The 12010-nt window shown below is 63.3% G+C and carries 12 protein-coding genes and 1 pseudogene; 12 read left to right on the top strand and 1 reads right to left on the bottom strand.

Features of this window, described 5'->3' with window-relative positions:
* Positions 1-158: 158 nt before the first annotated feature.
* From CLV78_RS05890 to CLV78_RS05930, 9 genes are all read left to right on the top strand, one after another.
* Entirely contained in the window at positions 159-3227 is a 3069-nt protein-coding gene (locus tag CLV78_RS05890; protein WP_106203871.1) for a valine--tRNA ligase, read from the top strand.
* A gap of 429 nt (positions 3228-3656) precedes the next feature.
* Positions 3657-3992: a DnaJ family domain-containing protein gene (locus CLV78_RS05895; RefSeq protein ID WP_106203872.1), complete on the top strand. Its 336-nt coding sequence runs from the start codon at positions 3657-3659 to the stop codon at positions 3990-3992.
* 116 nt (positions 3993-4108) lie between these two features.
* The gene (locus tag CLV78_RS05900) at positions 4109-4492 is read left to right on the top strand and encodes a hypothetical protein (RefSeq protein WP_106203873.1); all 384 of its coding nucleotides are present in this window, start codon (positions 4109-4111) and stop codon (positions 4490-4492) included.
* Positions 4493-4636: 144 nt separating this feature from the next.
* Positions 4637-6589: a threonine--tRNA ligase gene (gene thrS, locus CLV78_RS05905; protein WP_106203874.1), complete on the top strand. Its 1953-nt coding sequence runs from the start codon at positions 4637-4639 to the stop codon at positions 6587-6589.
* Positions 6590-6699: 110 nt separating this feature from the next.
* Positions 6700-7749 carry a Hint domain-containing protein gene (locus CLV78_RS05910; RefSeq protein WP_106203875.1) on the top strand — a complete coding sequence of 350 codons (1050 nt, stop codon included), beginning with the start codon at positions 6700-6702 and terminating at the stop codon, positions 7747-7749.
* Between the two features lie 158 nt (positions 7750-7907).
* A complete protein-coding gene (locus CLV78_RS05915) occupies positions 7908-8201 on the top strand; it encodes a BufA1 family periplasmic bufferin-type metallophore (RefSeq protein ID WP_106203876.1) in 294 nt (97 codons plus the stop codon).
* Positions 8202-8285: 84 nt separating this feature from the next.
* On the top strand, positions 8286-8579 hold the full coding sequence (locus tag CLV78_RS05920) for a BufA1 family periplasmic bufferin-type metallophore (protein WP_106203877.1): 294 nt from the start codon (positions 8286-8288) through the stop codon (positions 8577-8579).
* Between the two features lie 93 nt (positions 8580-8672).
* A complete protein-coding gene (bufB, locus tag CLV78_RS05925; protein ID WP_106203878.1) occupies positions 8673-9527 on the top strand; it encodes an MNIO family bufferin maturase in 855 nt (284 codons plus the stop codon).
* Positions 9524-10273, top strand: a complete 750-nt coding sequence (locus tag CLV78_RS05930) for an HvfC/BufC N-terminal domain-containing protein (protein WP_106203879.1) — start codon at positions 9524-9526, stop codon at positions 10271-10273. The genes bufB and CLV78_RS05930 overlap by 4 nt, the downstream gene beginning before the upstream one ends.
* Here CLV78_RS05930 and CLV78_RS24435 read toward each other — a convergent pair.
* Positions 10260-10469, bottom strand: a complete 210-nt coding sequence (locus CLV78_RS24435) for a hypothetical protein (protein WP_245924909.1) — start codon at positions 10467-10469, stop codon at positions 10260-10262. The genes CLV78_RS05930 and CLV78_RS24435 overlap by 14 nt on opposite strands.
* Here CLV78_RS24435 and CLV78_RS05935 point away from each other — a divergent pair.
* The 3 genes and pseudogenes from CLV78_RS05935 to CLV78_RS05945 all read left to right on the top strand — a co-directional run bounded on the left by CLV78_RS05935 (position 10405) and on the right by CLV78_RS05945 (position 11722).
* Positions 10405-10896, top strand: a complete 492-nt coding sequence (locus CLV78_RS05935; RefSeq protein ID WP_245924886.1) for a DoxX family protein — start codon at positions 10405-10407, stop codon at positions 10894-10896. The two genes, CLV78_RS24435 and CLV78_RS05935, sit on opposite strands and share 65 nt — an antisense overlap.
* 164 nt (positions 10897-11060) lie before the next feature.
* Positions 11061-11266 (top strand): annotated as a pseudogene (locus CLV78_RS24440) (cold-shock protein).
* A gap of 183 nt (positions 11267-11449) precedes the next feature.
* Positions 11450-11722: a hypothetical protein gene (locus CLV78_RS05945; protein WP_146136644.1), complete on the top strand. Its 273-nt coding sequence runs from the start codon at positions 11450-11452 to the stop codon at positions 11720-11722.
* Positions 11723-12010 lie beyond the last annotated feature (288 nt).

Genomic DNA, 12010 nt, shown 5'->3' on the forward strand with positions numbered 1-12010 from the left:
GGGCAGATCGACAGGCGGCAACGGCCCGCAGGGCGCAGGGGGAATGCGCCGCAGGCGCGCATTTTGGCAGCCTATCCCGCCTTTTGGGAGCCAGTCCGCCTTTTCCTTCCCGCCGGGTTTCTGTACACGAGGCGCGACGCTCGCGAGGGATCAGACCAATGCCGATGGAAAAGACATTCGACGCCGCTGCCGCAGAGCCGCGCATCTCAGCCGCCTGGGAACAGGCCGGTGCCTTCCGCGCCGGGGCCAATGCCTCGCACGAGGAGAGCTTCTGCATCATGATCCCGCCGCCCAACGTGACGGGCGCGCTGCACGTGGGCCATGCCTTCAACAACACGCTGCAGGACATCCTTGTCCGCTGGCACCGGATGCGCGGCTATCACACGCTCTGGCAGCCGGGTCAGGACCATGCGGGCATTGCCACGCAGTTGCAGGTCGAGAAGATGCTCGCCGCCCAGGGCAGCGAAAGCCGCCGCGAGATGGGCCGCGCGAAGTTCCTCGACAAGGTCTGGGAGTGGAAGGGCGAATACGGCGGCACGATCATCAACCAGCTCAAGCGGCTGGGCTGCTCCTGCGACTGGGACCGCAACGCCTTCACCATGGCCGGCGCTCCGGGCGACCCGCGCACGGGCCACGAGAACTCGCCGAACTTCCACGATGCCGTCATCAAGGTCTTCGTCGACATGTACGAGAAGGGCCTGATCTACCGCGGCAAGCGGCTGGTCAACTGGGACCCGCATTTCGAGACCGCGATCTCCGATCTGGAGGTCGAGAACATCGAGGTCGCGGGCCACATGTGGCACTTCAAATACCCGCTCGCCGGCGGCGAGACCTACACCTATGTCGAGAAGGACGAGGATGGAAATGTCGTGCTCGAAGAGGAGCGCGACTATATCTCCATCGCCACGACGCGGCCTGAAACCATGCTCGGAGACGGCGCCGTTGCCGTTCACCCGTCGGATGAGAGATACGCTCCAATCATTGGAAAACTCTGTGAAATCCCAGTCGGCCCAAAGGCGAATCGCCGCCTGATCCCGATCATCACCGACGAATACCCGGATCCGGACTTCGGTTCCGGCGCGGTGAAGATCACCGGGGCGCATGACTTCAACGACTACGGCGTCGCCTCCCGCGCGAACATCCCGATGTATCGCCTCATGGACAGCCGCGGCCACATGCGCTCCGACGGCGAGGGCTACCTGAAGGACATCGCAAAGATCGACGATATCGAGGGCGACGGCAGCGTGGCCGACATCGCCTTCATCGACGACATCAACGTGGTGCCGGACGAGTTGCGGGGCCTCGACCGCTTCGAGGCGCGCAAACGCGTGGTGCAGCAGATCACCGACGAGGGTCTCGCCGTCACCCACCAGATCACCCGGACCGACAAGGAGACCGGCGAGGAAATCACCGAGACGGTTCCTTACGTCGAGAACAAGCCGATCATGCAGCCGTTCGGTGATCGCTCCAAGGTGGTAATCGAGCCGATGCTGACCGACCAGTGGTATGTCGATGCCGAGAAGGTCGTCGGCCCCGCTCTTGAGGCCGTCCGCAACGGCGACACGAAGATCCTGCCAGAAAGCGGTGAGAAGACCTATTACCATTGGCTGGAGAACATCGAGCCCTGGTGCATCAGCCGGCAGCTCTGGTGGGGCCACCAGATCCCGGTCTGGTACGCGCCCGCGCTCTTCGATCATGAGGGCGAGCCAGAGGCCTTGTGGCGTCCGTTCTGCGCGGCAACGCAGGAAGAGGCGATGGCGAAGATGGCCGAGTACTACGGCCACAGCGATTTCAAGCTGGTCACCGACAAATCGGAGGCGGAGCAACTTCTGCGTGCCGCCGTGGGCCGGACCCGGACCGAAGGCCGCATTCGCTCTCCGCAGGAACCTTCTGCCCTGCCCTTCTACCGCGACCCGGACGTGCTCGACACCTGGTTCTCTTCCGGGCTCTGGCCGATCGGCACGCTGGGCTGGCCTGAAGATACCGAGGAGCTGAAGCGCTACTTCCCGACAGATGTGCTGATCACCGGCTTCGACATCCTCTTCTTCTGGGTCGCCCGGATGATGATGATGCAACTTGCCTTGGTCGATCAGATCCCGTTCCACACCGTCTACCTGCACCAGCTCGTCCGCGACGAGAAGGGCAAGAAGATGTCCAAGACCACTGGCAATGTCATCGACCCGCTTGAGATCGTGGACGAGTATGGTGCCGACGCCCTGCGTTTCACCAACACCGCGATGGCGGCACTCGGCGGCGTTCTGAAGCTCTCCAAGGAGCGTATCGCCGGCTATCGGAACTTCGGCACGAAGATCTGGAACGCCGCACGGTTCGCGGAGATGAACGGCTGCTACGAAAGCGACGTTCCCGCGCTCGATCTGGCCCACCTGCCGGCGGCGACAGTGAACCGCTGGATCATCGGCGAAACCGCAAAGGTCCGCGAAGAGGTGGATGCGGCCCTGGAAAGCTACCGCTTCAACGACGCCGCCCATGCGCTCTACGCTTTCGTCTGGGGCAAGGTCTGCGACTGGTATGTCGAGTTCTCCAAACCGCTGTTGCAAGGCGAGGATGCCGCCGCCCGGGCGGAGACACAGGCAACCATGCGCTGGGCCCTGGACCAGTGTTTCACGATGCTGCATCCGATCATGCCGTTCATCACCGAGGAGCTCTGGGGCACGCTCGGCGACCGGCAGAAGATGCTCGTGCATGCCGACTGGCCGACCTACACCGCGGCGGATCTGGTCGACGAGACCGCGGATGCGGAGATGAACTGGGTCATTCAGCTCATTGACGGGGTGCGCTCGGCCCGCGCGCAGGTGCGCGTGCCCGCCGGCCTACAGGTGCCAATGGTCCATGTCGGGCTCGACGCTTCCGCGCAGGCGGCATGGGACAACAACGAAGCGCTGATCAAGCGCATCGCCCGCATCGATTCCCTCGAAGGCTTCGACGAGATGCCCAAGGGCTGCATCACGGTGCCGGTCCCGGGCGCGACCTTTGGCCTTCCGGTGGCGAACATCATTGATGTTGCCGAGGAAAAGGCCCGGTTGGAGAAGAGCCTTGCCAAGCTGGACAAGGAAATCGGCGGGCTGTCGAAGCGGCTCGACAACCCGAAGTTCATCGCCTCCGCGCCCGAAGAGGTGGTCGAGGAAGTGCGGGGCAATCTCGCCGCGCGCAGCTCCGACCGGGAGAAGCTGGCGGAGGCGCTGCAGCGACTGGCCGAACTGGACTGACATCAGCCGACGAGACCGAACACGACGGCCCGGGTGCAACGCCCGGGCCGTTTTGCGTTCGCCCCCGGGTGAAGGCGGCAGCATCGCCCCGTGTGACCGGCGGGATTTGGTGCAACGGCATGGCGCATGTGTCTGCACAGTTGCGAAGAACCGTTCATTGCGCCCTACATTCCACACGGTGGCAGGATGCCCACAGATTCCGCCTGCCCCGGTCACGCCTTCTTTGCTCACACCTCCCCTGGTGCCCGTCCGAAACGAAGCAGACCGCTCCTTTGATGACTTTGAGGTCCCCTTTCCAAGCCCGACCCACCACGCTCTGACGTGAACGTGACCAACGGGCCACCGACGGCCGCTGCTGGATTGCCCCTTGAACTGGCGCAGCGCACCACGACCTACAGTGGTGGCAGGTCTCGCCGGAAGGAGAACGAGATGGTGACGCGCTGGGACAAGATCTCGGAACAACGTATGCGCAAGGCAGAGGCCGAGGGGCACCTCAAGGGGCTCTCCGGCGAGGGCAAACCTTTGCCGCATCGACCCGAAGCGGCATTGATCGACAGCGGCACCGCCGTGGGGCACCGGATCATGGCAGAGGCCGGGGCATTGCCACGGGAGATTGAGCTCAAGAAACAGATCGCCGCCCTTCACGAACGGCTTGCACTGGAAACGGATCCCGCAGCGCGGCGAGCATTGATGGCCGAGGTGTCGACGCTCCAGACGAGGCACGCGATGGAAGCAGAGGCGCGCCGCAAGTTCATGGGCATGTAGCCCCCCAACCAGCACCTCCGGGGAGCCTGTCCCCAAGTTCAGGGACTCGCCATCCGGCCGGGCGATATGCTTGTTGTTCTCCCGGACCCAGTTCCTTCCCGTTGGAAAGCCTCCTGATGCTCGAATTCGACATCACCCGCGGTGAGACCGCCGCGGCGCGTCGCAACCCGTTTCTGTTTGCCCAGGTTGTAAACGAGGCAACCCGCCCCCCCGCCATGGACGAACCAAAGCTGCGTGCGCTCTACGAAGCCCAGAACCCCAACGGGATCGTGCGCCGATACCTTGCCGCGACGAGCGAACACCCAGCATCCGGCGCGCCGGCAGAGGCTCTGCACTTCCTGATGCGCTTCGGCGGCCCCCAATGCCTTCACGCATGGCCGGAACGCCAGGGGCTGCACAATGCCATCCGGGTGCTCGAAACCCATCTGGCCCTGCTGGGGCCGCGGGGCCACGGAACAGATGCAGTCGACGGTACCCCGGTCACGCCCGTCCTGGACTGAGGCCGGAACGCGCGGGAGGCGCGCAGAGTTTGCCGCCACCGCCGGTTTCCGTTGACTTCCGCCCGACACGGGAGCACAGAGACGCCGCACATATATCCTGCAACCGGGCGTTCCGTGGGCGCCAAACCGACGAGGAGAGCCAAGATGGCCAACATTTCCCTCACATTCCCCGATGGCGCGAGCCGAGACTTCCCGCAGGGCGTAACGCCCGCCGAAGTCGCCTCTGCCATCTCCACCTCGCTGGGCAAGAAAGCCATCTCGGCACTGGTCAATGGCCAGCACTGGGATCTCCAGTGGCCGATCGAAACCGACGCGAGCGTTGCGATCAACACAATGAAGGACGACGGGCCGGCGCTGGAACTGATCCGGCACGACCTTGCCCATATCATGGCGCGCGCCGTGCAGGAGATCTGGCCCGACGTTCAAGTCACCATCGGCCCGGTCATCAAGGACGGCTGGTATTACGATTTCGACCGTGAAGAGCCCTTCACGCCCGAGGATCTTGGCCAGATCGAGACCAGGATGAAGGAGATCATCAACCGCCGTGACCCGGTCACCACCGAGGTCTGGGAACGCGAGCGGGCGGTGAAGTTTTATGCCGCCAACAACGAGCCCTACAAGGTCGAGCTGATCGAGAGCATCCCCGGCGACGAGCCGATCCGGATGTACTGGCATGGCCATTGGCAGGACCTGTGCCGCGGCCCGCACCTTCAGCACACGGGACAGGTCCCGGCGGACAGCTTCAAGCTTATGAAGGTGGCCGGCGCCTACTGGCGCGGAGACAGCAATCGCCCGCAGTTGCAGCGGATCTACGGCGTGGCCTTCCAGAACCGCAAGCAGCTCAAGGAGTACTTGACCTTCCTCGAAGAGGCCGAGAAGCGCGATCACAGGCGCCTTGGCAAGGAGATGGAGTTGTTCCACTTCCAGGAGGAAGCGCCGGGGATGGTCTTCTGGCACCCCAATGGCTGGACCATCTACCGCGAGATGGAAGAGTACATGCGCCGCAAGCTGGACAAGGCCGGCTACAAGGAGATCAAGACGCCGCAGGTCGTGGACCGCAAGCTTTGGGAAGCCTCGGGCCACTGGGACAAGTACCGCGAAAACATGTTCATCACCGAGATTGATGAGGAACATGCCAATGAAAAGCGGATGAACGCGCTCAAGCCGATGAACTGCCCCTGCCACGTGCAGGTGTTCAATCAGGGCATCAAGAGCTATCGCGACCTGCCGCTGCGGCTGGCCGAGTTCGGCTCCTGCCATCGCTACGAGGCGCATGGCGCGCTGCACGGGCTGATGCGCGTGCGCGGCTTCACGCAGGACGACGCGCATATCTTCTGCACCGAAGACCAGATCGAGCAGGAATGCGCGGCGTTCATCGACTTGCTGTCGGACATCTACCGCGACACCGGCTTCTCGAAGTTCGATATCAAGCTCTCGACCCGCCCCGAGGTTCGGGTTGGCTCCGACGAAGTCTGGGACAAGGCGGAAGCCGCACTGGAGAAGGCGATTCTCAAAGTGCGCAACGATTTCGAACTGGACCCCGGCGAAGGCGCTTTCTACGGGCCGAAGCTCGACTTCAAGCTGACCGATGCAATCGGGCGCGAATGGCAATGCGGCACCTTCCAGGCCGATTTCAACCTGCCCGAACGGCTCGACGCCCATTACATCGGCCAGGACAGCGAGAAGCACCGCCCGGTGATGCTGCACCGCGCCATTCTTGGCTCCTTCGAGCGGTTCATCGGCATCCTGATCGAGAACTACGCCGGCCGCATGCCGATGTGGCTTGCACCCCGTCAGGTGGTCGTGGCCTCGATCGTCTCGGATGCGGATGAGTTCGTTCTGGAGGCGGTGAAGACGCTGCGGGATGCCGGACTGCGCGCCGAGGCCGACATTCGCAACGAGAAGATCAACTACAAGGTCCGGGAGCACTCGGTGGGCAAGGTACCGGTGATCCTCGCGGTCGGGCAACGGGAGGTCGAGGAACGGACTGTCACCCTGCGCCGCCTTGGAGAGAAGCGCACAACAGTCGTGCCGCTCGACCAGATCGTGACGGAGCTGGCCCGCGAAGCCCTCCCGCCCGATCTCGCGGACGCCTGATAGCTCTGCTGGCGCGGCCCCGATCGGGGCCGCGTTTTTTTTGAGCCCATAAACCAATTCGAAACGCGCGCCGTTGCATGACCGAACTGGCTGCATGCAAGTGAGGCGCTATGGCGGAGAATTGGTTAACCTGTTGGAAACTTTCCGACTTTGACGGATTGATCTCCGGCGATTCAAAATCGGCGGAGACGGTGGGCCGATCGCTGGTGGGGTCGCGCGCCGAACTGTCGGACACGGCCAGCCAGGTCTCCTTCAAGGTCTCCGACGACGACAACCTGTTGCAGGACGCCTACAAGGAAACGGGCGAATACTCGACGCTGGCGCAGGATCTCGTGATCGACGGCATCACCTTCGCCGCGGACTCTACCTATATCGAGGCGGAGTATCGCCTCTACACGGACGACGATCCCGCGATCGAGTTCACCGTGATCGCAATCGGCGACAGCAGTTCGAACACAACCTCCAGCGGCACCAAGCTGAACTACCTCGTCTACGCGGACCAGCCGCTTGATCCCGGCGCGACCTACACCTTCGCAAAGCACTCAGACGGACCGTCGCTCGGATACGAAGGACCTCCCGACACCATCTGCTTTGCAGCGGGCACCATGATCGATACGCCGCACGGTCCCGTTGCGGTCGAGGCCCTTCAGCCCGGCGACAAGGTCCTGACCCGGGATTCCGGCGCCTTGCCGATCCTGTGGACCGGCCAGCGCCATTTCACGGGCAAACACCTGCATCTGGCCCCGCACCTGGCGCCGATTCGGATCCGCGCCGGTGCACTTGGCCCCGGAAGCCCGGCGAATGACCTCCTCGTCTCGCCCCAGCATCGCGTCGCGATCGAGAACTGGCGATGTGAAACATTGTTTGGCGAGGCGTCGGTACTGGCCCCGGCCAAGGCGCTCTGCGATGATTGCAATGTAACAATCGAAGGCTCTGCCGATGGCGTCACCTATTGCCATCTGCTTCTGGAGAGCCATGAACTTGTACGCGCAAACGGCCACTGGGCAGAGACGCTGCTGACAGGACCACAAGCACAGGAAGCCCTCGGCACCTCGCAGATCCTTGAAATAGAAGAAATTTTTCCAGAGCTTATCACCCAGGCCCAGATCCCGGCCTGCCCGATCCTGACCGTCTATGAAGCGCAGTTGCTGATGAACTGACACCCTGCCGCCGTTCACGAAACCTGTTTCACGGGATGACGGGGCTGTGTCACACGGCCCTGTGAATGGCAGTTGAACGGCCCCCCTGCCTAATCTTTGTTCATGCCCCGCAACGACGCGGCGGCTGACTGAACACGAGAACAGGAAAAGGGATCCCCATGTCCAACCACATGAAAACGCTCGCTATCGTCGGAGCCGTCGCCGCGGCCGTGTCCGCAACCGCAGCCACGCAGGCTGTCGCGCAGGACGGAAAGGAAAAGTGCTACGGCGTTTCGATGGCCGGCAAGAACGACTGCGCCGCGGGCCCCGGCACCACCTGCGCCGGCACCTCCACCGTCGACTACCAGGGCAACGCCTGGACGCTCGTCGATGCCGGCACCTGCACGTCGATGGAACTGCCGGACGGCCGCATGGGTTCGCTCGAACCGCTGGACCGCGACTTGCCGGCATAAAATGCAATCGTGCCCGGCGCGGACACCGTCGGGCACGCCGTGCCCACATTTTCAAGTGACCTCAGGACCTGGAGGAGAGATTCCATGACCAAGCATGTAAAGACACTCGCAATTGTCGGCGCTGTCGCCGCCGCCATTTCGGCCACCGCGACCACCGAGGCCGCCGCCCAGGACGGCAAGGAGAAGTGCTACGGCGTATCGATGGCCGGCAAGAACGACTGCGCCGCGGGCCCCGGCACCACCTGCGCCGGCACCTCCACCGTCGACTATCAGGGCAACGCCTGGACGCTGGTCGATGCCGGCACCTGCACGTCGATGGAGTTGCCGGACGGCCGCATGGGCTCGCTTGAACCTCTTGACCGGGACCTGCCGGCGTAATTCCCTTGTGTGACCCGGGCATATCGCCCGGGTATGGTTCCGATGCCCGGCAGCCCCCCTGCCGGGCATCTCCCGACCCCGACGGAGATTCCCATGCTCGATGCCACCACCCACGACGCCCTCCCCCTGGCTTCCGGTGTCGGGTACAAGCCACAGCATTTCAGTGACATCGTTGCCGATCCCGGGCCGGTCCGCTGGCTGGAAATCCACGCCGAGAACTACATGGGCGACGGCGGTCGGCCGATTGCCCAATTGCGGCACCTGGCGGAGCGGTTCCCGATTTCGGTGCACGGTGTCGGTCTTTCGATCGGCGGCGAGGGCACACTCGACACCGATCATTTGGCCCGCTTGCGGCACCTTGTGGACTGGTTGAAACCGGCCAGCTTCTCGGAACACCTGGCCTGGTCCACACATGACACCGCCTTTCTCAACGATCTGCTGCCGCTTCCCTATACGGAGGCGACATTGACCCGTGTGGCCGAGCACATCGACCAGGTGCAGGAAACGCTTGGCCGCGAGATGCTGCTGGAGAACCCCTCCACATATCTCGCCTTCGCCGAAAGCGAGATGGCAGAGACTGATTTTCTGCGCGAGGTCACCCGCAGGACAGGCTGCGGCCTGCTTCTTGATATCAACAATGTTTTTGTCTCCTGCACCAACCAGAAGCTCAACCCGCGCGACTACATTGCCAACTTCCCCCTCGATCTGGTGGGAGAGGTGCATCTCGGCGGGCATGACGCGCAGGAGGACGAGCACGGCGCGCCGCTGCTGATCGACTCCCATGGCACCGAAGTCGTGGACCCGGTCTGGACGCTCTACGCGGAAACCGTGGTCGCGATGGGCCCGCGTCCGACCCTGGTCGAGTGGGACAACGACGTGCCCGATTGGCCGGTGCTCGCGGCCGAGGCCGAACGCGCCGCCCGGATCCTGGCCCCGGTGCTGCAATGAACGTCGACCAGACACAGTTTCGCGCCGCCGTTCTCGATCCGGCCCGAACAGTCCCCGACGGGTTGATCGACCCCGAGGGTAGAAGGGCCGGAAAACGGTTCGACGTCTATCGCAACAACGTCGTCGTCAGCCTGTCGAAGGCCTTGGCGGAGGCTTTCCCGGTGATCTGCAAGCTCATCGGTGACAGTAACTTCAGCATCCTCGCAGGCCACTTCGTCCGCCAGCATCCGCCCGAAAGCCCGCTGATTGCCTTCTACGGCAGCGCGATGCCAGAGTTTCTCGCCGGGTTCGAACCGCTTCGGAACCTCGGCTACCTGCCCGACGTTGCCCGGCTGGAACTGGCCCTGCGGGAAAGCTACCACGCCGCCGATGGCACGTCGTTCGATCCAGTGATCCTTCAGGACCTGCCACCGGAGCGCCTTCTGGCCGCCCGCTTCACACTCGCCCCCGCGCTGCGGCTCGTGTCCTCCGACTGGCCGATTGCCGCGATCTGGCACTTCAACACGACCGACGGTCCCAAGCCGGAGATGACGCAAGAGGCGGCACTGGTCACGCGACCGGGGTTCGACCCGGTAGTCACGGCGCTGTCCCCGGCCGGCGCGGCCTTTGTGGAAGCGCTGACATCGGGGGAGACCTTCGGGACAGCCGTGGAGGCCGCCACCGCAATCGACCCCGAGTTCGACCTGACTCCAACTCTCGGCGCCCTTGTGTCCGGCGGCGCCCTCACCGCCATCATCGAGGATTGATCCCCATGTCCGACGCCAGCACCTCGCCCACCTCTTCGCGCAGCCACGCCGCCAGATCGGCCTTCACCGCAATTGTCTCGCTGCACAACGCGATCTTCTCCCGGATCGACGCTGCGCTGTCGTCCTGGGCAATACCGACGCTCGCACGTTTCACATTTGCCGCCGTGTTGCTGATGTATTTCTGGGCGTCGGCCATGACCAAGCTCGGCGACGGGATCTTCGGGCTCTTCAGCCCCTCCGTCGGCGCCTACGCGCAGATCTTCCCGCAGAAGGCCGAAGCGGTTCTATACGACACGTCCCAGTTCTCGATCTTCGAGAAGCTGGTGATCCTGGCCGGCACCTGGGCGGAGTTCATCCTCCCTTTCCTGCTGGTCATCGGCCTCTTTACCCGACTGGCCGCGCTCGGAATGATCGGATTCGTCGCTGTGCAATCGCTGACCGACATTCACGGTCACCATGCCGATGCCGCCACGATCGGCACCTGGTTCGACCGCGCATCCGACAGCCTGATCATGGACCAGCGCGCCTTCTGGATGTTCGTACTTCTCGTGTTGGTGCTACGGGGAGCAGGTCCGATCTCGGTTGATCGTTTCATCGGTATCGACAGGCCGAAAACCGGGTGAAGCCGGGACCGGCGGTTGTCTTGTTGCAAATCTCCGGCACCATCGGATCCGTGACGATGCCATACAGGTCCCACTGGCGCTGGCCTGAAGGAAGTCCGGCGACGTGACCACGCCGCCGCAATTTCTCGCGGGCGGAGAAAGGTGAGAAGAAGCGGACGCGGGAAATGCCGACAGGCGCCGTGAAATGATTTAACACTGCAAACGGTTACGGTTTTGTCGCCCCCGAAGACGGCGGCAAGGGTATTGTTCTGCCTATTTCATCCGTGGAACGGTCAGGCCCCACCGGCTACCGGACGACATGAAGGTAGAGTTGGACTTGCGCGAAGGGCGCGACGGACGCATGTCAGCCGTCGATATCGAGCCCGATTAGCCCGTCAACCGGCCGTCCGCCAAACGCGGGAGGCCCTTCCACTGCCCTGGGAAACGCCGCATTGCGGCATTTGCATGTCTCCCGGCCCACCGTTTGCGATAGATTCCCCACAGCGGGAGGGAGTCTTGCTGGCGAGGGCTCACCTTTCGATCGGAGTTCGGCCCTTGCCAGATGGAGCAGGAAATGCCGGATCTCTTGAAAATTCTTGCCTTTTACCAACTCGTTCTCACGTTCTCGATGGCCGGCGCCCTGCCGGGAGAATGCCGGGCAGCGGCCGAGCCGGAGCGGTCGCGCGTTTGCGAAGCCTTCCTGTCTCGCTCCGAGCGGAATGATCTTGCATCTGCGGACCCACGCCTGCGAGATGCCCGGCTTCGAAAGGGATACCTTCGGTTCGAATCCTGGGAGCGCGCAAATCCGGACATTGTTGCCGTGCTCATGCGCAAGGCCGCTACATGACTCAATAGTGACAGCAATTGCCTTTCTTCTGGGCAGTTTTGCTGGATGCCGCCGTGCATTTGATCAGTTTGATCACGACCCGATACGCCAAATGATCTCAGGCGCCAAGCATGCTGCGCTGCAGCATTGTTTGTGGTAGGAAAAACCCATGCGTCAACCCTTTGGCGCGGATCCAACGGAGGCAGGAACGCCACGCGCGGCTACTCCCTACTGCGCGGCATCCCCCCGGACCGCTTTCCTGCCTCCTACCGCTGTGGACCGTCAGCCTCGGCAAGCCCATTCCGGGCG

The sequence above is a fragment of the Aliiruegeria haliotis genome (assembly GCF_003003255.1).
Taxonomy (GTDB): domain Bacteria; phylum Pseudomonadota; class Alphaproteobacteria; order Rhodobacterales; family Rhodobacteraceae; genus Tropicimonas; species Tropicimonas haliotis.

Bases quoted from the DNA above. Each gene is read 5' to 3' on its own strand.
- CLV78_RS05890 (WP_106203871.1), top strand. From the start codon at position 159: ATGCCGATGGAAAAGACATTCGACGCCGCTGCCGCAGAGCCGCGCATC.
- CLV78_RS05895 (WP_106203872.1), top strand. From the start codon at position 3,657: ATGGTGACGCGCTGGGACAAGATCTCGGAACAACGTATGCGCAAGGCA.
- CLV78_RS05900 (WP_106203873.1), top strand. From the start codon at position 4,109: ATGCTCGAATTCGACATCACCCGCGGTGAGACCGCCGCGGCGCGTCGC.
- thrS (WP_106203874.1), top strand. From the start codon at position 4,637: ATGGCCAACATTTCCCTCACATTCCCCGATGGCGCGAGCCGAGACTTC.
- CLV78_RS05910 (WP_106203875.1), top strand. From the start codon at position 6,700: ATGGCGGAGAATTGGTTAACCTGTTGGAAACTTTCCGACTTTGACGGA.
- CLV78_RS05915 (WP_106203876.1), top strand. From the start codon at position 7,908: ATGTCCAACCACATGAAAACGCTCGCTATCGTCGGAGCCGTCGCCGCG.
- CLV78_RS05920 (WP_106203877.1), top strand. From the start codon at position 8,286: ATGACCAAGCATGTAAAGACACTCGCAATTGTCGGCGCTGTCGCCGCC.
- bufB (WP_106203878.1), top strand. From the start codon at position 8,673: ATGCTCGATGCCACCACCCACGACGCCCTCCCCCTGGCTTCCGGTGTC.
- CLV78_RS05930 (WP_106203879.1), top strand. From the start codon at position 9,524: ATGAACGTCGACCAGACACAGTTTCGCGCCGCCGTTCTCGATCCGGCC.
- CLV78_RS24435 (WP_245924909.1), bottom strand. From the start codon at position 10,469: ATGGCCGACGCCCAGAAATACATCAGCAACACGGCGGCAAATGTGAAA.
- CLV78_RS05945 (WP_146136644.1), top strand. From the start codon at position 11,450: ATGCCGGATCTCTTGAAAATTCTTGCCTTTTACCAACTCGTTCTCACG.